Consider the following 22,854-nt stretch of genomic DNA (forward strand, 5'->3'; position numbering starts at 1 on the left):
TTATCTAAATGTTGTACAGTTTTTTTTATCTTGAAGAATCTATAAGATACCTGCTCAACAGTACTTAGTTTGTAAGTATTAATCATGATGGTTGATTTACAATTTATTGTTATTCAGATTCCCTGCATTCGCTGACTCGCCAAAGGTTACAATTGCAGTTCGTTTTATTTATAATACATTCTAATTCATATCTCTTGTTTAAAAATATAATAGATATGAACTTTATATTTCAAAAATTCAAACAACGGTTAAAAAAGATACGCATGACTTTTACATACTAAAATTCATACACAATCATCCAACTTCTACATGAACTCTTTTAAATAGTATTAATGATAATATATCATTATAAGATAATACATCATTTATACTATTACATTGGACGATAAGGAATAAAGGCAGTTTTTTTAGAAACATCTACAAAAATTATAGTTAAAAAGGGGTAATCATATGTTTTCTAACAACTTATCTTTATGACTAAAAATTGTATTTACTGTTAAAATATTTAACATAATAAATGTAGAGATAATACTTTGATTAGCGCTATTTGTTTTCCGCATTTTTTTTACGGTTTTTGTGTATTTTTACTTACTATAATTTAAAATGAAAACAAATTACCTGCCACATAAAAATTTGCTATTATTGCTTATAATAGTATATTCTATGCTAATTTTTATTGATTTAGAAGTGTAAATCATACAATTTTATTACTTATCATCGATTAATTATGGCTCATAACCAAACAAATTATTTATGGTTTCCCGTAAATAATTAAAAGCTTCTTAGTATATTGTGCAAGATAAAAGGTAAGAAAATTCTATTTAAAAATATTTTTATCTGGTTGTAAGGATAGTGTATTCAACCGTCAAAATGCATAGTATTTTGAATACATTAGTTTTCAAAAAACATCCAGTTAATGATTGGTTTAAATTAAATCGATCGTTATTCAGACCCTGCTTTTGTTGGCTCGCCAAAGTTTTACAATCGCAGGGTTGTTTCTGCGTATAACTGATCTATTAAACAACCATTAACTGGTGTACTTTTAAGTTAAAGTATACTTAGTTATAAAAGACCTAAATCTTTTGTCATAGCCACTAAATGAATTGCATTTTTAGCTTTAAAATTATACTTTAATTTATTTAATCTTTTTTCTATAGAACTAATGCTATTTGGGGATATATGGTTTCTTTTAAAGTACATTCTGATTTCTTCCTGAGTTAATCCATCTGATAAATGTTTTAATAGGAGTAAATCGTAATCTTTGAGTTCGAATACATTATTTTTATTCATCGCATTTGCAAGTAGCGGAGATATAAAAGTATTGTTATGATATACCTCACCTACCGATTGCACTAATTCATTTAGTCCATATCGACCTTTACATACATAACCATTTATACTTTGTTCTTTAAAAAATGATTTTACTTTCGCAGGTCTATCTTCCATAGAATAAATAATCACCTTAATGTCAGGTTGTATTAACCGTATTGCATCTATTAGTTGAAGTCCAGATACGAGTTCTCTTTGCCTATGACTTTCTTTAAAAGAAAGATCTGTTATTAACAAATCAAAAGGCTTATCATCTCTTAATGCACGTCTGAATTTTAGGTAGGCATCATCACAATATTGGGCTTGTTGCACCTCTTTTACTCCTGTTCTTTCATGAAGAATATTTGCTATACCATGATTAATACTACCAAGGTCCTCTGTTACTAAAACTTTCTCGAACATATGCTCAAATATTAAATTAATTCGGAAAACATATATTGGCTTTAAAGCCTTTTCCTTTTTCTGAATCAAAGATAAATGATCCACCAATTATTTTTATACGGTTTTCCGCATTCCTAAGTCCACTACTAAAAATAATTTCATTTTTATCTACTCCAATACCTGTGTCAGCATAAGTAATTTCAACATTTTTAGGAGTTTGTCTAAAACTTACAGCGACTAATGCCGCATGACTATGTTTTTTCATATTCACCATTAATTCCTGAATAATACGGTGAGTAATAATTTTTTTCTCGGGAGTAATCGATTGCCAATTGATAATATCAATATCCTTTATAATAATTTTTGTTTCGTTGGTACTATAACTACTTAGCATATTACCTAATTCTTCAGAATAATGTGTACCTGTATCAAAATTATTATTCTCTCTTGATATGTCTCTTGTACGATTATATATATTTTCTAACTTATCAAGTACATCATGACTATGTTGATTATTCTGTATTTGTGTCATTACATTATACACATCATTAGCTAACTCATCATGTATTCTTTTAGAGATACGAGTTTCTGCGTTAAAAACATCTCGTATTTTTTCTCTTTTATGCCGTTGCCTGAATAAATAAAATACAAGTCCACCAACCAATATAAGTATAAGGGTTCCTAACAGATTAATCACCTTTTGTCTTTCTTTCTTGGCAGTTTCTGCTTTTAGAATTAGGTTTTCGTTCGTGAGTTTGTCGTTTTCATACTTAGTTACTGCATAAATCTCACGGTTACTCTGATTAATATTTTGCAATTTTATATACACTTCATGAAAAACTTTTGCTTCTTCATTACTATCAGACTGTAGTTGAAAAATAAATCCTAATGATTCTAGAATTGATGTTAGACTATTTAATTCTTTTGCATTTTGATACGCAGCTTCGGCATATTGTAAAGCTTTTTCCTTATTTTTTGTCAAATAATACTTAGTAAGATGTATATTACTTGCTATAAGCCCATCAACATCTCTAATACTATCACGTATACTTCTGGCTTGTAACAATAATTTTTCAGAGGTAGTATTCTTGGGGTTCTGAAGCCACTTGACATAACCGAGATTACCAATTACCCTAGCATACTCTCTCATACTTTTTCTAACAACCACATCTGATTCTAATTGGGTAAGAATTGATACAGCCTCTTTATAATTACCTTGACTAGCTAGTATATTTGCTTTAGTATTCTTGAATACTAAGATATATCTTTGTCCAATTTTTTTAATCGATACACTATCTATCCCTAGATTTAAGGCTTTTTCATTATACTTTAACGCTTCTTCATAATTTTTTTGCTCTCTATTAGCTACCGAAATACCGTGATATAAACCTGAAAGACTTCGTAAATCTTTGTCTGTATTTTCTAAATATTTTACACCTTCTATTGCTGTAGTTTTATTTCCTGAGTAATCACCAAGACTTTTTTGAATATTGGTCATATTTAGCAAACTCTTTCCTGCCATAACACTATCTTTCATTGCCTTGTAAATTTTAAAGGCCTCGTTATGGTATTTAAATGCTTCGGTAAGTTGGTTGTTTTTATTATGATACACTCCTAATTTTATTAGTGAAATACCTAAATAAAAGCTATCTTGATTTTTAGCAGCTAAATCATATAATTTATGTGAGTATATAACGGCACTATCATAATTTTTCATCATACCGAGTAACATGGTCTTTTGCATCAATCCATTATAAATCAATGAATCTTGTTGATACAAATATGCAACTTCAAGGAAAGAAGAAACATATGCTAAACGTTTCGACAGAGGAAGTGTTTTTTGTTTACTTAATTCATATTGTTGAGCAATACTATTTAGTGCTTTTTGTCTAGAAATTCTATTAACATCCTGACTAAAGGCACTATTACTATTAAAAACAAACAAAATCCCAAATACAATAGGGATAAAAGAAATGACACGCCAAAGTTTCATTTCATAAAATTACTAAATTAAATTTGGTCTATATAGCAGCTTTTGCACTACATAGACCAAATTTAACACTTCTTTATTTTTTAAGGAATTTTAATTCCCACCTGGATCCTCTGTTTCTACACTTCCATCTTCACCTGTAGTTGCAACTTCATCTGTTGGGGTTTCTAAATTGTCAGCAATACTATCTGATGTACAAGAGGTAAAACTAACTGTCATTACTAAGGCTAATAGGATATAAGATATGGTTTTCATAATTGATTATTTTTTTTTCGATTTAACACAGGGGTTTCTAGCCGGAATTATTCCAGGAAACATGATCTCTAATTACTGTTACAATATTTGGGAGTACTCCTTTTTACTATGGAAAGTTGAAATCCGCTAATGTAGTATTTGGCAACTTTCCGATTGACCACTGACTACATAATTACGGTTTTCCGTAAAAACTAGGCGGATACATTTACTATGTTAGCAGTACGTAACCGGAACTAATTTCTTATGGTAAATTTATAAAGAGTGGTGACCTTTGTAAACGAAGAATTCCAAGGATTCCAAAGATTCCTAAGAAATCCTAAAGATTCCGAAAATCTGAAATAATTATGAAACGAAAAACAAGTGTTACTTACAGGGATGAGATCCTGCAGAAGTACAAAAGGGAAAAAGGTGGTGAAATGAGTTGCTACTTATTAGAGCCAACCCGCAAACAAATCAAAGAAGCGTGCATGTGGCTTCTAAGTCGAAGAAACGAAAAATACGATCAAGGTATTTTAAATCGTTTTTTTAAATTTAAAGAAGGTGAAAATAGATTGTTTGCAATTGAAAGAGTAAAAGGTGATAAGTTTAAACCTATCGTTAATTTTTTAACCGGAGAAACAAAGTCAACAACTCCAGCCAATTTAGAATTAATTGCTTGGCTTATCGATTTTAAACCTAGACCATTATCTATTTATCTAAGGTCTATACCTAAAATTGAAGAGGAAAATGTAATTTTAAATGTAGGAAGTGATTCTTTACGATCTCTTAAAGAAGAGTTTGAAATAGTAGAAACACCAGAGACAAAGGTTATCCAGAGAAATGAAAAAAGTATTACTATTATTTCTCAAATTAACCCGTCTCTAAAAATTACAACAATAGTATCCTTATGATACTATAATGAAAAACAAAAAAACGTGAACTAAACATTTACTACTTGGATACATAAACTAACCAAGAATAAGAAAGTTTTAATTAAGTTGATTTTAGTTTGAAAACAAATTAATTACATAAACATCTTAATTAAGGGGCATTAATTCTTTAACAGAATATACATCGTCGACATTGCTCTCTTCTTTTTTAAATATACACTTTGCTAATTTTTCTAAGTACTTAGTTTTTAGATAAAACATCTATTTGTGAATTGTAATAAGCCATAGCCCCCCTATCAATTACCGTTCACATCACATTAAACCATATTTTTTTAACACAAGATCTCTTGGAACTTTTATTTTTTTACCTTTTGATAGTGTACTTTATTCCTCCAATATGAAAGTGCGCCTAAAATAATAAGCACGGCTACAGAATAATAAATTGAATTTGGAGTGATTACCTTATCTCCACTTGCATAAGAATGTAAACCTTTAAGGTAAAAGTTTACTCCAAAATAAGTCATTAAAACACTGTAAATCGCTAATACTGAAGCTAGATTAAACCACCATCTACTACGTAGGCCAGGTACTAATCGCATATGTATTACAAATGCATACACCATAATACTAACTAAAGCCCATGTCTCCTTAGGATCCCAACCCCAATAGCGCCCCCAACTCTCGTTAGCCCACATACCACCAAGAAAATTTCCTATGGTAAGCATAACAAGTCCAATGGTAAGGGCCATTTCATTAATAACGGTAATTTCCTTAATATTAAGATCCATTCGTTTCTTATTTGACTCTGTAGTTAAAATCATCAACAATAACGAAAGAATTCCTAAAATAGCTCCTACAAAGAATGGTCCGTAACTTCCAACAATAATAGAAACATGAATAAGCACCCAATACGAATCTAGAACTGGTTGCAAATTAGCAATTGCAGGATCTGTCCAATTTTGATGTGCAAAAAATAAGATTATGGCAGCAACAAATGTAGTAGCGGCAATAGTAAGGTTACTGCGTCTACCAAAAGCAAAACCGATTGCTAATGTAGCCCATGCAACATAAATCATAGATTCATAAGCATCACTCCATGGAGCATGTCCAGAGACATACCAGCGAATAATTAATCCTGCCGTATGTAATATAAATAGCAATGTAACTATACCTATAGTACCATTAATTAAAACCTTAACTATTTTAGATTCTTTAAATATTCTAAGAATTACAAAAATCATTAGTAATAAGCCAAACATCCCATAGTACCTGTATAGTGTTCTAAAAATATCATACTTATTAAGTGCTATTTCAGCTTTAACTTTTTTATCTGTTGGCATTACTTCGCTACCAAACTTTTTTTGAAAACTTTTTATACTAGCAACATATTGGTCTGGTTTACTGTAGTCTCCAGTCTTGCGCGCTTCTTGCAAGGATTGTCTATAAATAGGAATAATCTGTCTTGTATACACAGAGTCCATACCAGTAAACTTAAATTCATTTAATTCAGGTACAGAAACCCATTTATTATCTTCATTTCCAGGAACAGGAAAAACTTTTAAAATTCCTCCCCCTAAAGCTTGATTTAATAAATAAAACTTTTCATGTGTTTTTAAGAATTCTTTTTCAAACTGACTAGGTGTATTTGTGCTACTTGCTTTCTCTAAATATGGATCCAACTTATAGGCCCCACTAGGTTCAAAAAGATCAATTAAAGATACTTTTTTAGCAGATTTAGGAACTCCTAAAATTTTACGAATACTATCATTTTTCCAATCAATTTCGATAATTGGAACACTGTACCATACAAGTGGATTTTCAACCATAGATACAAATACCTGATCTGCATTTAGCTTTTCATACGTATCCTTTTTGCTAATTTTACGCAATAATTCTGAAGAAAATGTATTAACAGGTTTCATTCTACCTCGCTCATCCTGAATTACAATACTTCCAAATTTAGCAGCATGTTCTTTAGGTACTATGTTAGCTTTAATAATAGAATCTAACTCTGCCTTACTAGGTAACGTTTGTAGATGATCATTATGACCTGGTAAGTCTTGTGCAAATGAAAATGTAGTTACTAGTAAGGTAATACTTATTGTTAAAGTTTTCTTTTTGGCTTTTATCTTACTTAACATTTTTTCTAAATCTTTAAATCGTGACCCTCTAGTAAAAAGAATCAGCATTAATCCTAAATACAACAACATATATCCTGCATATGTAATTAACGTTCCCCATCTATCATGATTTACAGAAAGTACCGTTCCTTTTTCATCTGGATCAAAAGAAGCTTGAAAAAATCTATAGCCTTTATGATCCAGAATATGATTCATATAAATATCATACGGCCGTGATGTATCGTTATCTATAATATCCACTTTACTCATATATGATTTATATACATTTTGCGTACCTGGATATTTTTCAGCGATAAAATCATTTAATTTTAATGAAAAGGGAAGTTCCATTCGTTTAGAACCATATGTAAAGTACATATCAAGACCTCCTAAAGAAATCTTATCCATATCATTTGAGTATCCTTTTCCTCCGAGTAGTTTTATTTCTTTGGTTTCTCCATTAGTTGAAACATCTAAAATTAACGCATCTTGTTGCCCTTTACCTTTAACCTCAATTGGTACGACATCATAACTACCTTTTATTACAGGATCAGGAATTACAAATTGCATTCCTGCAGTTTGATACAAGGAACGCAACATTAAAGGTTGTACACTATCTTTAAATACAAGCCCTTGTTGTTGATCAGCCATTCTAAGATAAGAACCTTCAAAAGGGGATTCTATAAAATAATCATCATTTTTATATGTAATATTGATTGCACCTTTGGTTGGTTTATTAAATGCGATTAGTACATTATGAATATTTGAAACTTCTCCTTCTTCAATAAAATGATCATGACGATCGCCATCACCAGCTTCAACAATTTTTAGATAATTGTTTCCTTCTTCAGATGGTACTAAGCCCATTTCGGCTCCTTGAATATAATTTTTATAAGCTATAGAAACTGGTTGTTTATTATAATCGGTATCTATAACAAAATCGTTACTAGTTGCCTCTGCCAACTCTACAGCCTCAGAAATAATTCTACGACGTGGTTCTCCATTAATTTCTCCATCTAAAAAAATTGTGATGTATGTTTTTTCTGAAAGAAAGGTCGCTGTAGTTTCACCTTCACGTATGGGCATCACTCCCTCATAACTAATATAACGTGTAATAAAAGCGCCTACAATAATTAAAATAAAGGATAAATGCAATAATAATGTTGCCCATTTCTCTTTTTTATACAATCTATATCTAAAAATATTTCCGCAAAAATTTATTGCAAAAAACACCATAATAGCTTCAAACCACCAAGTATTATATATCCATATTCTTGCTGCCGTAGTACCGTATGCATCTTCTAGAAATGTTCCAACCCCCATCGAAGCAGCAAAAACAATAAATAAAACCGCCATCAAACGTGTAGAGAACAAAAGACTTTTTAGCTTATCTAGCATAATGTTTTTTCTTTTTTTTAGCTCGGCAAATTTAATGTTTTTAACAAGATTATATTATATTATGACACTATGATTTAAAGGTTTTAACAGAAGTTTGCATATCGTATACCTAACCAGCCCCTTTTTATGCTTTTTATATGCTCATTAAAAAAAAGTTTCTGCTTTTTGCAAGAAATTTAATAGGATAAAAAAGATATGATCATATAAACCCTTTTGTCTTTGAATTATTAAAATACTATATCGTATTTTATATAATAAAAACCAATACTTTATTATTCTACTTTTTAAGAGAACTTCCTTACTTTTGTCTAATGATTAGGGTTATTTTACTTGGTGCAGGAAATGTTGCACAACATTTGTATAAGGCTTTTTATAAGCAACCAGCTATAACTATTGTACAATGCTATAATCGTAAAGGAGTTCGATTACATCCTGATCAAAATGAAAATAATGTTAGCAAAAACTTAGCATCCATAAAGGAAGCAGATATTTATATTATGGCTGTAAGTGACGATGCTATAAAAACACTTTCTAGTCAACTCCCTTTTACTAATCGATTAGTAGTACATACATCAGGAAGCGTTCCTATGATTGCTATTAATAATTCTAATAGACCAGGTGTTTTTTACCCCTTGCAAACCTTTACCGCTGATAAAGCTGTAGATTTTGCAAAAATTCCCATTTGCATAGAGGGAGATCAAGAAAAAGACCTTTTCTTGATCGAGAGACTTGCATTACTTTTATCAAAAAAAACGTATCAAATCTCATCTGCACAACGTAATATATTACATGTTTCTGCCGTGTTTGTAAATAACTTTACTAATCATTTATTCTCTATCGGAAATGATATATGTAAAGAAAATAATATCCCTTTTGAAATTTTACATCCTTTACTTCAGGAAACTGCTAAAAAAGCATTAGAAATAAACCCTAATAAAGCACAAACTGGTCCTGCTGTGAGAAATGATACTAAGACGATAGCTCGTCATCTTAAATTATTATCAGACCCTTCACAACAAGAAATATATCAAACTCTTACTAAAGCAATACAATCTAAATATGGAAAAAAGTTATAAAGAATACTTACAACACATTACTACTTTTATTTTTGATGTTGATGGTGTGTTAACCGATGGCACTGTTCTAGTACATACTGATGGCCAGCTATTGCGAACAATGAACATAAAAGATGGTTATGCTCTTAAAGCTGCCGTACAACAGGGATTTAACGTTTGTATCATTTCTGGCGGAAAAAACGAAGGGGTACGACAACGCTTAAAAAATCTTGGAATTAAAGACATATATCTAGGGGCGCATCAAAAGGTTGAACAACTAGAAGAATATCTTAAGCTTCATGATATAAAAACGCAAAATGTATTGTACATGGGCGATGATATACCTGATATTCCTGTAATGAAAATGATAGGTTTACCTAGTTGTCCTCAAGATGCTGTCGCAGAAGTTAAGGAAGTATCGAAATATGTTTCTTATAAAAAAGGAGGAAAAGGCTGTGTTAGAGATGTTATAGAACAAGTACTAAAAGTTCAAGAAAAATGGGTATCTAATTTTGATGCAGAAGCATAACTTTAGAACTGTAAAACAAAAAAACAATCTTACTACCTCTTGATAAATGAAAATTGTATTCGCGACCAATAATCAAAATAAAATAAAAGAAGTGAAGGCCTTAATTCCAAGTTCTATAGAATTATTAAGTCTTGAGGATATTAACTGTGTAGAAGACATTCCTGAAACTTCAGACACAATTGAAGGCAATGCAAAACAAAAAGTTTTATACATAAAAGAGAACTATGGATATGATTGTTTTGCTGATGATACTGGCTTAGAAGTAGAAACTCTAAATGGGGAGCCAGGGGTATATTCTGCTAGATATGCTGGCCCAGCAAAAGATGCTAATGCAAATATGGAAAAACTTTTGAATGCATTAGAAAATAAAGAAAACCGTAATGCCCAGTTTAAAACTGTTATCGCCTTAGAATTAAATGGAACGTTAAAAACATTCACCGGAATTTGTAAAGGTCGTATTATTGATCAAAAAAAAGGAGATAAAGGTTTTGGTTATGACCCCATTTTTTCGCCCGATGGATATACTCAAACTTTTGCAGAACTACCACTATCAGAAAAAAATAATATTGGTCACCGTGGTAAAGCCGTGCAGCAATTAATCAAATTCTTGAATTCTTAATCTGCTCCAGGAAATGCAAGCATCTCTCCCATTCCAACTGTAAACAACCAATTACCGTAAATAGCATGCTCTATAGATACTAAAGTGGTGGATTTTGTTTTTTGAAAAGTGTAGGCGAATAACAATCCCCCAACAAAAGTAAGTAACTGTACCAAAAAACTTCCTAAAAATAGGTGCGCCAAAGAAAAAAGAGTTGCATTAATAAAAATAAACAACCATTTATTTTTCACAAGTTCTTCATAGCGTTTATAAAAAAAAGTTCTGTAGATTATTTCCTGTGGCCAAACAGATAGAAAGGTATACACAAACAAAATCATAATCCATAATTGTGGTTTTTTAATTAAAACCGAAAACAACTTTTCTTGATCAACAAAGAATACATACATTCCTGTTACGATCATTATAATACATAACTTTATTAAAATATTCTTCCAAAAAGGTCGCCAAAACTGTTTATTCGGGAGTTTCAACTTAAGTACACCTTCTCTTTTTGATAAAATCAATATATAAATGAATCCAATAAGAGTTATAATAACCTTAATGATAATAGGGTATTCTATCAAAAAACTAACAGGAAGTAAAATGAAGAGAATGAACAACTCTAAACCTTTGTATAAATTAGTATGCATTGTTAGTCTATTTTTTTGACTAATTTCAATATAAAAAACGAACTAAAACCTATTTCCATAAAAAAAACCTCTTGGGGCAAGAGGTTTTTTTTCAATTAGGGGTAATTTTTGACGTTTTAGTTTAATTCAATCTAGGTAATCAAAATTTTTATATTTTATGCTTTTATTATCTTTCTTATACTCCAAAGATACCTTGCTTTTATTTATTTTTTAATTGGTATTAGCCAAAACACCTTTTTTGTATCGATGAAAAACAATATACTATCGACAAACCAACACTATTCCTATTAAAGTCGAAGATTTTTTTACTTACTTACATAATAAAATCTCTTTGGGGCAAGAGATTTTATTGGATCACTTTTAAAAAATAGGTAACCAGAATAATTAAAATTGTATTGCACTTTATCTCATTCTGACAACAACAATAAAATTGTTAAAAATAAAAGCCTCGAGGGGATGAGGCTTTATAGGTTAAGGGGCAAAAAAAAGTATACACACAATCAATTCCAATTTTTCTCTTACTTGTTTTTCTTTTACACTTCAAAAGTAGTCTATATTACACATCAATTCACAAAATCAGTTATGAAGAAAACACAATAAATCGACAAAATACATAAATCATCGACAAAACAACTTTTCATGTTAAAAAAGAACTAATTGTTTTAAGAAATTGTTTATCCTTTTGATTTCCTAAAAGCAATTAAACTAAATATAGCGTTGCATAAATTTTATTAATATCGTAACATTACATCCATAAAATTCTGAAAACAACAAATGGAAAGCACAAACATCACTCCTAAAGATCCCAAAAACGAAGAAATCATTGAAAACAAAGAACTAAGTATTTGGGAAGCCTTGCTACCTGTTATTATATTAGTAGGAATGTTATTTTATAATGTATCTTTTGCTTTTGGGGATGATGCATTAAGTGGTAGTAACCAGTTTATTTTATTACTAGGTGCTGCTGTAGCTGCAATTGTTGGTTTTTTCAACAAAGTGTCTTATAAACAAATGATGGAAGAGGTAGCTAATAATGTTAAATCAACAACAGGAGCGCTTCTTATTCTTTTAATGGTAGGGTCACTTGCAGGAACATGGTTAATTAGTGGTATTATACCCACTATGATCTATTATGGGCTACAGATTTTAAATCCTACTATTTTTCTGGCTGCTTGTGTCATTATTTGCGCGATTATATCAATTGCTACAGGTAGTTCCTGGACAACCTCTGCTACAGTAGGTATTGCTCTTATTGGAATTGGTGATACCCTTGGAATATCATTAGGTATGACTGCAGGAGCTGTAATATCAGGAGCATATTTTGGTGATAAAATGTCACCATTATCAGATACTACGAATTTGGCACCAGCAATGGCAGGAGGAGAATTATTTTCTCATATAAAGTACATGGCGTACACAACCGTACCTACCATTATTATTACTCTTATAGTTTTTATAATCATTGGTTTTACTATAGATACTTCTGGAACTCCTGAAATAGGCGAACAATTACAAGCAATTAGCAGCGCCTTTACCATTACTCCATGGCTTTTTATTGTTCCTGTGTTAGTAATCGTTTTAATTATTAGAAAAACACCACCCTTGATCGCTCTATTGGCAGGTACTTTACTTGGAGCAATAGCTGCTATCATAGCTCAACCAGGTATCGTAATGGGTATAGCCGGTAGTACTGAACTTACATTTAATTCTGCCTACATTGGTGTAATGAAAGCAATGACCGTGGATACTGCTGTAGAAACAACCAATGCACAATTAAATGACTTATTCTCTGCAGGAGGAATGTCAGGTATGTTAGGTACGATTTGGTTGATTGTATGTGCTATGGTATTTGGTGGCGTTATGGATGCTATTGGCGCCTTAGCCAGAATTAGTAAAGCTTTATTAAACTTATTTGATACTGTTTTTGGGTTGTTTGCCAGTACCGTAGTAAGCTGCTTAGCTTTAAATGTTACAGCTTCAGATCAGTATTTAGCAATTGTTGTACCTGGTAGAATGTATGCTAAGGCTTTTAAAGATAAAGGACTCGCTCCAGAAAATTTGAGTAGAACATTAGAGGATTCAGGAACTGTAACTTCTGTTTTAGTACCATGGAATACCTGTGGAGCTTATCAAAGTGGAGTTCTTGGTGTTCCTGTCGTAGATTATTTCTTTTTCGCCATATTTAATTGGTTAAGTCCGTTTATGACATTGTTATTTGCAGCATTTAGGATAAAAATCAAACAGCTTGCAAAAAGCTAATTGTATATAACAAACCCCACTCTACTTGGTTAGTGGGGTTTATTTTTTTATATTATGTATTACCTAAAACGGAAGCATTACTTATTTCCTATCAATTATAGGTATGGGCTTTTTATGATTATCTATCGCTACAAACTTAAAGTAACCAGAAACTGCAATCTCACGATCATAATTATACATTTCTTCTTTATAAATATCAACTTTTACAGTGCAACTTGTTCTCCCAACTTCAGAAACTTTTGCTACTAACTCTATAATAGTACCTTCAGGAATAGGTTTCTCAAAATCTATTTTATCCGTTGAAATTGTTACCACTTTTTTTCTAGAAAAACGAGTAGCACAAATAAAAGAAACCTCATCCATAAGTTGCAAAGCAGTCCCCCCAAACAAGGTTTCATAATGATTAGTAGTATTAGGAAAAACAGCCTTAAAAATTCTAGTTTCGGATGCTCTAATCAATTCTTCTATAGTTTTCATAAAGTAGGTATATAGTTTTTTCTTATAATTATTGGGATCAAAGGTAAATCATATCGTAGTATCTTTGCATTGGATTAAAAAAAATCTAATGAATATAATAGAACAATTACAGTGGCGTTATGCTACAAAAAAGTTTGATGACGAAAAGATGCTTCCGCAGGAAAAATTAAACACCTTAATAGAAGCTTTCAACCTTACTGCTACATCATATGGTTTACAACCTCTAAAACTAGTTGTAGTAAAAGATAAAAAGTTACAAAAAGAACTTACAAAACATTCTTGGAATCAACAACAAGTTGCAGATGCTTCACATGTGCTAGTGTTTTGTATTGAAAATACTATTGGCGAAGAATACATTAGTAAACATTTTGATAATGTACAAACGATAAGAAATACTTCTGAAGAAATACTAAATCCGTTTAAAAAACAGCTAATAGATTCTTTCAAAAACAAACCGAATGAAGAAATCTCTAGTTGGGCTACCAAACAAGCATATTTGGCTATGGGGAACTTATTAACCGTATGCGCCATTGAAAAAATTGACGCATGTCCTATGGAAGGTTTTATTCCTGAAAAGTATAATGAAATTCTTAATCTTACCGAATTAGGATTATCTTCTGTACTTGTGCTACCTGTTGGATATCGAGCTAAAGATGACATGTTTTCTGATTTCAAAAAAGTAAGACGATCAATAAAAGACACTGTTATTACTATATAACTCACTCCTAATCAGCACAAGAAAGCCATGTAAAATAGCTTGTTCAAAAATTAAAAAAACAGCTATTAAATCAAAACTCTTTTCGGTACTTTTGTCAAAATTAGTATTCAATTTAATAAAGTAAAGGTATGCCAGGATTTGAGATATTTGGTGACGAAGAAAAGAAAGAGGTTCAAGATGTTTTGGACAATGGTGTTTTAATGCGCTATGGTTTTGATCCAATGCGAAATGGTCACCATAAAGCTCTAGAACTTGAAAAAGATTTGGCTGATCGTATGCAAACCAAATATGCTCAAGTTGTGTCTAGTGGTACTGCTGCCTTGACTGTTGCTTTAGCTTGCGCTGAAATAGGTTCTGGAGATGAAGTTATTATGCCAACCTTTACATTTGTTGCTAGTTTTGAAGCTATCTTATCCGTTGGAGCCGTACCAGTTTTATGTGATATCGACGATACACTTACTCTTGACCCTAAGGCTGTAGAAGCTACTATCACTCCTAAAACTAAAGCTATAATGCCAGTTCATATGTGTGGTTCTATGGCAGATCTAAGCGCTCTTAAAGCCATTTGTGAAAAACATAATTTGATATTATTAGAAGATGCCTGTCAAGCAATTGGAGGAACTTATGATAATAAACCCCTTGGAAGTTATGGAGATCTTGGATGTTTTTCTTTTGATTTTGTAAAAACCGTAACCTGTGGAGAAGGTGGCGGTATAGTAACGAACTCGAAGAAATTTGCTGATAGAGCTCATAAATACCAAGATCATGGTCACGATCATGTGGGTAATGATAGAGGTGCCGAATCTCATCCTTTTTTGGGGTATAATTATAGGTTATCAGAATTAAATGCAGCAGTTGGTATTGCACAATTAAGAAAACTTGATCATACAATCTCTGTTCAGGAAAGAAACTATACAATACTTAGAAATGCATTAAAAACTATCCCTGAAGTAACGTTTAGAAGAGTACCAGTTGGTGGTGTTGAAAGTTATGCTTTTTTGACCCTCTTTTTACCCTCTGAAGACCTTGCTAGAAATACACATAAAGCCCTTGGTAATTATGGTGTAGATGCTTGTTTTTATTGGTATGATAATAACTGGCACTACTACAAAAAATGGGAACACCTGTTAGATCAAAAATCTTTAGGAAAATTTTCACAAGAAATACAGACAGGACTTCAAAAAAATAACAAAACCTTTGATGCCAGTGATGCATGGATGGGAAGATCAATATCTTGCCTTATCAAACTAGGTTGGTCAGAGACTGAAGTTAATGAAAGAGCTTCGAAAATGGTTGAAGCAATAAAAAGTGTATTATAATATAAAGTACTATTTATTTAGTAATTAACATATTCTACTATCTCTAGTCCGTAGCCAATCATTCCAACACGTTTTTGTTGTACCGTATTTGACACTAAGCGCAGTTTATGAATATTTAGGTCATGTAATATTTGAGCTCCTATTCCAAAATCTTTACTATCCATTACGATTTTTGGAGCTTTTACTACATCTTCATTATTTTGAATCTCTTTTAATGCTTTTAATCGTCCTAAAAGATTAAGAGACTGACTTTCTTGATTAATAAAAATTATAGCACCTTTACCCTCGCTATTAATACGCTTAAACATCGCATCTAATCGCTTATCGGCATTATTTGTTAATGTTCCTAAAATATCATTGTTAAACAAAGTAGAATTCACTCTAGTTAAAACGGGTTCGTTTTGGTTCCAATTACCTTGCGTCAAAGCTATATGAATCTGGTTATTCGTAGTTTGCTTATACGCTCTTAATCTATATTTTCCAAAACGCGTAACGATATCAAAATCTTCTTTTTTCTCAATAAGAGAATCGTGTTGCATACGATAAGCCACGAGATCTTCGATAGATACTAGTTTTAAATCAAACTTTTTAGCGACTTCTACCAATTGTGGTAATCGTGCCATAGTACCATCTTCATTCATTATCTCAACAATAACCCCTGCTGGTTTTAAACCTGCTAATCTTGCAAAATCTATTGCAGCTTCAGTATGACCTGTTCTTCTCAAAACACCTCCTTCTTTAGCTTTCAGAGGAAAAATATGACCTGGACGAGCCAATTCATAGGATTTAGTAGTATCATCTGTTAAAGCTAATACGGTTTGTGCTCGATCACTTGCCGAAATACCAGTAGTAACTCCTTTTCCTTTAAGATCTACAGAAATTGTAAATGCAGTCTCCATTGGATCGGTATTATTACCAACCATCATATTCAACTTTAAATCTTCACAGCGATTCTCTGTAAGCGGAGCACAAATAAGTCCTCTACCATGAGTTGCCATAAAATTAATCATCTCTGGAGTCACTTTTTCTGCTGCCGCTAGAAAATCCCCTTCATTCTCTCGATCTTCATCATCTACCACAATAATTACTTTACCCTGTCGAATATCTTCGATAGCTTCTTGAATGGTATTCAACTTAATTTTATTGTTGGATTCGGTCATTTGCGACATAGTACTATGATATAAAATAATTACCTGCAAAGATATTCAAAAAGAACTCTATTTTTTAGATTTAGATAGGCGTTTTGCAAAGAAATCTCGTATGGGCTGTATAACGGTATCAAAATTAGAAATCCCCCTATCCGAAGTGGCCCTACGTGTAAGGAATATACTTAACGGAAATATGATAAAAGTAGAAAGCCAAGACCCTACAAAAGGAGGTATACCACCTTCTTCCGCTCCATTTTTAGCAAAAATACCAATAAAATGATACGTTAAAAACAATACTACTCCAATCACTATTGGTAAACCTAAACCTCCTTTTCTAATAATGGCTCCTAATGGTGCACCAACGAAAAAAAGTAAGACACAAGCAACACCCAAAGCATATTTATCATGCAATGACATTTCATATTTATTTAAACCTCGTTTTCGAATAGCCAAACTTCTTTTTGTGGTACTTATTTTTCTGATCATACCATCTGCATTCGAAAAGGCTACACCATAAATTTGTATTTTTTGATTGGTATCAAAATGATCTTTAAAGTCTAATGAATCGTTCTCTTTAACATTTTCATCAACTTCTATTTTTAAATTTTTATTTAAATCTCTTACTCCATTTGATCTATCCACATCGCCCTGAAGAGAATTAATTTCTTTATTTACGGCATCAGATAAGGTATCAATCTCACTTCTTAATTCACTCACATTAAGCATATGATACCCTTTGTTATGCACTTGAGCATCCATATCAACATCGCCTAGAGCTGATAAATCCAAGTTGAGAACATATTTCTTGAAATGCGTTTTTGCAAATGGAAGTTTCTTTCTTCTTTGTGATGATCTTTGTTGAATTTCATCATAATAATTACCATCATTAAGCTCTAAAGTGATCAAATCCGAATCTACACTTCCTTTTAATTCTCCATTCACCGCTTTGATCACCGTAAAATTGCCAGGACGCGCAGCTTTTTTATGAATTATAATATCGTTAAGAAATTGATCATTATCACCAAATTTCTCGGCTACTTTAATATTAATATCTCCTAGATCATTAAATTGATTAGGAGCAATTACCATAGCGGGTTTGACTTTTACTATATTCTTACGCAGGTTTATAAATCGTTTTTCTGACCTAGGAATCACAGTATTAGAAAATAAAAATGCTCCTATACCTACAAAAAAGATAAATACCGATAATGTTCTCATTGCTCTCTGCAAAGAGATCCCTGAAGATTTCATCGCAGCGAACTCATAGTTTTCGGCAAAATTACCAAAAATCATAATAGAGGTAAGTAATATAGTAAGTGGCAAAACCATAGGAATAAGCCTTGGTGTTGCAAAGGTTAGAAACTTTACTATTACTGAAAAATCAAGATCTTTTCCTGCTAACTCTGAAATAAATAACCAGATAGTTTGCAGTAAAAGGATAAACATTATAATAATAAAGAGTGGAAAAAAAGTCTTTAAAAATGTAGTTAATATATATCTATCGAGAATCTTCACCTATTTTATTTTTGCCGAGTATCTGCCTGTAAAAGTAATTTAAAAATTAAAGAACATAAGCATGTTTAACTTATGTTCTTTAATTTTTTTGTTTTAATCTAATCGATTAATATAGTAGTTTGCATACTTTGACTCATTGAACTTAAATAACATTTCAGACAATGGCTGGTTTGTTTTAAAGTTATGAATTGTAATCGTAGCATTAGTACCATTATTTTGCTTTTCAATTACTTTATAAATATGTTTAGTTTCTTTATCAATACCAAGTAATATCTCTTTTAAATCACTTTTAGAATCTATGGGGATCAATTTAACATATTGTATTTTTCTTCCTTGAACATCCTGAACAATATCCATTTTATACGTATAACCTTCTTCATAAAAAGTTAACATTTTTGAGGGTGTGATACTACTATCATCATTTTCGTCTTGAGATGATATATTAATTTCCTCATCTTCAGGAATAATTACATGTAACTTTTTTCCGTCATACAACTGTTGTGTACCCATTAAATTAAGAAGATATTTATTTCCTTGTAAGGTAACATCTCCTCTAGTTTCTTGAGATACATTTTCTGCTGGATTATTTAAAGCATATTTAAAACCTATAACAATATTAGAATAGCTCTTTACCTTTTTAGATACTTCATCTAAAAGTTCTTTTGCGCTTTGTGCTTGTATAGTCGTTATGCTAAATACGAATACTAAAAGTATTATTTTCTTTATCATTTTGTTTGTTTGTTCTTATTATACTATTGTAAATTTGAAATACTGAATAATGATTTACTCATTATCCAATAACTGTTGAAGTGCCACTAAATCATTGACAAGCACTTGTCTAGCCTTACTTCCTTCAAAAGGACCAACAATACCTGCTGATTCTAATTGATCAATTAATCTACCTGCTCTATTGTAACCTAATTTTAATTTTCTCTGTAATAAAGACGCCGAACCTTGTTGTGCTGTGACAATTACTTCTGCCGCTTCTTTAAATAATTTATCCCTATCACTCTTATCTATATCAAGACTTGTGCCACTTTCCTCTCCAGAATACTCTGGTAACAAGTGTGCATCAGGATATGCTTTCTGGCTTCCGATATACTCGGTTATCCTTTCTACTTCGGGAGTATCGACAAAGGCACATTGTATTCTTATAAGCTCATTTCCTTGAGTAAACAACATATCTCCTCTACCGATTAACTGATCCGCTCCTCCAGTATCAAGTATCGTTCTAGAGTCTATCTTAGAGGTTACTCTAAATGCTATTCTAGCAGGGAAATTGGCTTTAATCATACCTGTAATCACATTTACCGAAGGTCGTTGCGTGGCTATGATTAAATGTATTCCGATTGCTCTAGCTAACTGCGCTAATCTGGCAATAGGCGTTTCTACTTCTTTACCTGCAGTCATAATAAGATCCGCAAATTCATCTACCACAAGTACAATATAAGGTAAAAACTTATGTCCGTTTTCTGGATTTAATTTTCTTGCTTTAAATTTGGCATTATACTCTTTTATATTACGTACCATGGCGTTTTTTAACAGGTCATAACGCGCATCCATTTCAATACACAAAGAGTTAAGTGTATTGATCACCTTGGTATTATCAGTAATGATAGCTTCGTCCGTATCTGGTAATTTTGCCAAATAATGACGTTCTATTTTATTAAATAAAGTTAGTTCAACTTTTTTTGGATCAACAAGTACAAATTTTACTTCGGCAGGATGTTTTTTATACAATAATGAAGTTAAAATTGCATTAAGTCCTACAGATTTACCTTGTCCTGTTGCTCCTGCCATTAGCAAGTGAGGCATTTTAGCTAAATCTACTACAAAGGTCTCGTTTGATATAGTTTTACCTAAAGACAGTGGTAGCTCCATTTCTGCATTTTGAAATTTTGAGGATGCTATTGCCGATCGCATAGATACTATGGTTGAGTTTTTATTAGGTACTTCTATTCCTATGGTACCTTTACCTGGTATAGGAGCTATAATACGAATACCTAATGCTGCTAATGATAGCGCAATATCATCTTCTAAGTTTTTTATTTTAGAAATACGAATCCCTGCTTCAGGTACAATCTCATACAATGTCACCGTAGGTCCTACTGTAGCTTTAATTTGGGCTATTTCAATCTTATAATTCTTTAACGTCTCTACAATTCGGTTCTTATTTTCTTCTAATTCGCCCTGATCAATAGTAATACCTCCCGATTGACTTGTATAATCTTTTAACAAGTTAATTGCCGGGAATTTATAATTACCCAATTCTAGTTTTGGATCAAACTCTCCAAAATCTTCTACTAATTTGGCGCTTAAATTTTTAACCTCCTCTTCTTCGATCGTAGTTTCAACTTCCATCGCGATATCTTCAGGATTATCTTCGGACTTAATGATTAATTTCTCAGGCACTTCATTATCCCTATTATTAGGGTTTCCATAAAAATCATTAACCGTTGGATTTAAGCTAATTTCATTTGTATCATCATCCTTAACAATCTCTTTTCCTTTATTGGAAGGCACTTTTTTATCTGTATTGTCACTTTCTTTTTTAGTAACATCTTTAGATTTAGCGATAAGAGCGTCAATTCGTTTTTTAATTGCTGAACTACTACTTGTATCTTCCTTTGATTCTGTAGACAATTGATGCCCATTCTTTACATCAGGAACAGTCTCATAATCCTGAACTATCTCTTTTTGTGTAGTTTTTAAAGATGCTGTGAGTTTTTCTGGTGTATAACGCAGACGAACAACAATATATACTATTGCAAAAAATGCTAATACTAATACAGTCCCTATAAATCCAACATAATCTTGTAAAAAGTCATTCGTTTCATAACCGATTACTCCAGCTAATAAACCACTTTCTTTTTCTACAAAACCTAAAATTACCGAAACCCATATCATTACCAGGGTACCCCAAAACCAGAATCCAGCTAATTTCTTTTTATTTAAATCAAAAAATAAATAAACCCCTGTTAGCGAAGTTAATATTGGCAACGCTAAAGAAGAAACTCCAAATCCTTTAAAAATAAAGAAGTGACTTACTGTTGCCCCAAATTTGCTTAACCAATTCTTTGGAGAAGCTGTTCTATTATAAAATTGAGAAATTTCGCTTTGATCAATTTTCCAATTGAAGAAAAACGAAATAAAAGCAAAAAATAACCCTATCCCTAAAAAGAACAAAAAACTACCCAGAACAACTTTTTGTTGTCTGGATAATTTAAATTTTTCTTTTAATGGTGTTTTAGGTTTTTTTGTTGTTTTCCTTTTTGTATTTACCTTTCTTTTAGCCATTCTTTGGATGTCTTATCGCAAAAATACGAATATCTATATTGGAACGTAAAAATGCCAGAAAAATTTTCTAAATGAAATAAGGGATATAAATTATAAAACCAATAATCATTGCAGTAATTGCAGCAATAAAAACAGCTCCTGCAGCTACATCTTTTATAAACCCTATTTTATCATGAAAATCCGGGTGTATAAAATCAGCTATAGCTTCTGCGGTTGTATTTACACCTTCGATACTCATAACGAGTCCTATTGCAAAAATTTGCAAAATCCACTCGGTAGATGTGATATCGAAATAAAACCCTAATATCGTCATTATAATTGCAATACCAGCTTGAACTTGTATACTAGCCTCTGTTTTTAATAACAACAATGCTCCTTTAAAAGCATAACCACAACCTCTTAGTCTACCTAAAACAAATTTGGAGATGTTACTCATTATATTTTATGACAATGTATTAAGTGCCGCAGTATAATCTGGTTCTTGCACAATTTCAGGTACCTGTTCTGTATATTTAACTACACCCTCTTCATCAAGTACAACAACTGCTCTTGAATGTAAACCTTGCATTGGCCCATTGGTTATTTCAACACCGTAGTCTTTTCCAAATTTACCTGTATTAAAATCAGAAAGGTTAATCACATTTTCTAATCCTTCTGCTCCACAAAAACGTCCTTGAGCAAATGGTAAATCTCTAGAAATACATAAAACTTTAGTATTTGAAAGATCACTCGCTTTTTTATTAAATTCTCTAACCGAAGCGGCACAAATTCCTGTATCTATAGATGGAAATATGTTTAACACGACTCTAGAGCCTTTATAGTTTTCTAAACTTATCGTCGATAAATCTGTATTTATCATTTCAAAATCTGGTGCTTTTTGTCCAACTTCTGGTAAAGCGCCATTAGTGTGTATCGTATTTCCTTTTAATGTAATTGAAGCCATAATA

General features: G+C 31.7%; 19 protein-coding genes. 7 read left to right on the forward strand and 12 right to left on the reverse strand.

Annotation, left to right across the window (positions count from 1 at the left end; all coding sequences use genetic code 11):
• Positions 1-1,062: 1,062 nt before the first annotated feature.
• The 3 genes from D1816_RS06930 to D1816_RS25595 form a co-directional block, all read right to left on the reverse strand.
• On the reverse strand, positions 1,063-1,731 hold the full coding sequence (locus D1816_RS06930) for a response regulator transcription factor (protein ID WP_066318935.1): 669 nt from the start codon (positions 1,729-1,731) through the stop codon (positions 1,063-1,065).
• Positions 1,732-1,747: 16 nt separating this feature from the next.
• Entirely contained in the window at positions 1,748-3,703 is a 1,956-nt protein-coding gene (locus tag D1816_RS06935) for a tetratricopeptide repeat-containing sensor histidine kinase (RefSeq protein ID WP_066317856.1), read from the reverse strand.
• Positions 3,704-3,793: 90 nt separating this feature from the next.
• The gene (locus D1816_RS25595; protein ID WP_157766188.1) at positions 3,794-3,955 is read right to left on the reverse strand and encodes a hypothetical protein; all 162 of its coding nucleotides are present in this window, start codon (positions 3,953-3,955) and stop codon (positions 3,794-3,796) included.
• A 344-nt stretch (positions 3,956-4,299) separates the two neighbouring features.
• On the opposite strand from D1816_RS25595, the gene D1816_RS06940 reads away from it, so the two are divergent.
• The gene (locus tag D1816_RS06940; protein WP_147405054.1) at positions 4,300-4,845 is read left to right on the forward strand and encodes a hypothetical protein; all 546 of its coding nucleotides are present in this window, start codon (positions 4,300-4,302) and stop codon (positions 4,843-4,845) included.
• Positions 4,846-5,180: 335 nt separating this feature from the next.
• Here D1816_RS06940 and ccsA read toward each other — a convergent pair whose 3' ends face one another.
• Positions 5,181-8,342, reverse strand: coding sequence for a cytochrome c biogenesis protein (gene ccsA / locus D1816_RS06945; RefSeq protein WP_118501809.1), 3,162 nt, complete (start codon positions 8,340-8,342; stop codon positions 5,181-5,183).
• 311 nt (positions 8,343-8,653) lie between these two features.
• Between ccsA and D1816_RS06950 the strand changes: the two genes are divergently transcribed.
• The 3 genes from D1816_RS06950 to D1816_RS06960 are packed head-to-tail and all read left to right on the forward strand — an operon-like array spanning position 8,654 to position 10,545.
• Positions 8,654-9,418 (forward strand): Rossmann-like and DUF2520 domain-containing protein, encoded by a 765-nt coding sequence (locus D1816_RS06950; protein ID WP_118501811.1) that lies wholly within the window; start codon positions 8,654-8,656, stop codon positions 9,416-9,418.
• A complete protein-coding gene (locus tag D1816_RS06955; RefSeq protein WP_118501813.1) occupies positions 9,402-9,926 on the forward strand; it encodes an HAD family hydrolase in 525 nt (174 codons plus the stop codon). Before D1816_RS06950 ends, D1816_RS06955 begins: the two co-directional genes overlap by 17 nt.
• Before the next feature lie 46 nt (positions 9,927-9,972).
• Positions 9,973-10,545: a non-canonical purine NTP diphosphatase gene (locus D1816_RS06960; protein WP_118501815.1), complete on the forward strand. Its 573-nt coding sequence runs from the start codon at positions 9,973-9,975 to the stop codon at positions 10,543-10,545.
• On the opposite strand, the gene D1816_RS06965 is transcribed toward D1816_RS06960, so the two are convergent.
• On the reverse strand, positions 10,542-11,174 hold the full coding sequence (locus D1816_RS06965; RefSeq protein ID WP_118501817.1) for a CPBP family intramembrane glutamic endopeptidase: 633 nt from the start codon (positions 11,172-11,174) through the stop codon (positions 10,542-10,544). The genes D1816_RS06960 and D1816_RS06965 overlap by 4 nt on opposite strands.
• A 774-nt stretch (positions 11,175-11,948) precedes the next feature.
• Between D1816_RS06965 and nhaC the strand changes: the two genes are divergently transcribed.
• Entirely contained in the window at positions 11,949-13,433 is a 1,485-nt protein-coding gene (gene nhaC / locus D1816_RS06970; protein WP_066317872.1) for a Na+/H+ antiporter NhaC, read from the forward strand.
• A gap of 81 nt (positions 13,434-13,514) precedes the next feature.
• Here nhaC and D1816_RS06975 read toward each other — a convergent pair whose 3' ends face one another.
• Positions 13,515-13,910: an acyl-CoA thioesterase gene (locus D1816_RS06975; RefSeq protein ID WP_066317874.1), complete on the reverse strand. Its 396-nt coding sequence runs from the start codon at positions 13,908-13,910 to the stop codon at positions 13,515-13,517.
• A gap of 88 nt (positions 13,911-13,998) precedes the next feature.
• Here D1816_RS06975 and D1816_RS06980 point away from each other — a divergent pair, with 88 nt between their 5' ends.
• Positions 13,999-14,628 (forward strand): NAD(P)H-dependent oxidoreductase, encoded by a 630-nt coding sequence (locus tag D1816_RS06980; RefSeq protein ID WP_066317875.1) that lies wholly within the window; start codon positions 13,999-14,001, stop codon positions 14,626-14,628.
• Positions 14,629-14,756: 128 nt separating this feature from the next.
• Entirely contained in the window at positions 14,757-15,947 is a 1,191-nt protein-coding gene (locus D1816_RS06985; RefSeq protein WP_118501820.1) for a DegT/DnrJ/EryC1/StrS aminotransferase family protein, read from the forward strand.
• Between the two features lie 17 nt (positions 15,948-15,964).
• Here the strand turns inward: D1816_RS06985 and ribB are convergent, their stop codons facing one another.
• From ribB to tpx, 6 genes are all read right to left on the reverse strand, one after another.
• A complete protein-coding gene (ribB, locus tag D1816_RS06990; protein ID WP_066317882.1) occupies positions 15,965-17,116 on the reverse strand; it encodes a 3,4-dihydroxy-2-butanone-4-phosphate synthase in 1,152 nt (383 codons plus the stop codon).
• A 48-nt stretch (positions 17,117-17,164) separates the two neighbouring features.
• Positions 17,165-18,541 (reverse strand): LptF/LptG family permease, encoded by a 1,377-nt coding sequence (locus tag D1816_RS06995; RefSeq protein WP_232517427.1) that lies wholly within the window; start codon positions 18,539-18,541, stop codon positions 17,165-17,167.
• A gap of 162 nt (positions 18,542-18,703) precedes the next feature.
• Positions 18,704-19,339 carry an outer membrane lipoprotein carrier protein LolA gene (locus D1816_RS07000; RefSeq protein ID WP_066317886.1) on the reverse strand — a complete coding sequence of 212 codons (636 nt, stop codon included), beginning with the start codon at positions 19,337-19,339 and terminating at the stop codon, positions 18,704-18,706.
• Between the two features lie 54 nt (positions 19,340-19,393).
• Positions 19,394-21,907, reverse strand: coding sequence for a DNA translocase FtsK (locus tag D1816_RS07005; RefSeq protein ID WP_118501822.1), 2,514 nt, complete (start codon positions 21,905-21,907; stop codon positions 19,394-19,396).
• Positions 21,908-21,974: 67 nt separating this feature from the next.
• Positions 21,975-22,343, reverse strand: a complete 369-nt coding sequence (locus D1816_RS07010; protein WP_066317891.1) for a diacylglycerol kinase — start codon at positions 22,341-22,343, stop codon at positions 21,975-21,977.
• Between the two features lie 6 nt (positions 22,344-22,349).
• Complete coding sequence (gene tpx, locus D1816_RS07015) at positions 22,350-22,850, reverse strand: thiol peroxidase (protein WP_118501824.1); 501 nt, start codon at positions 22,848-22,850, stop codon at positions 22,350-22,352.
• Positions 22,851-22,854 lie beyond the last annotated feature (4 nt).

Source organism: Aquimarina sp. AD10, from assembly GCF_003443715.1.
GTDB classification, from domain to species: domain Bacteria; phylum Bacteroidota; class Bacteroidia; order Flavobacteriales; family Flavobacteriaceae; genus Aquimarina; species Aquimarina aggregata.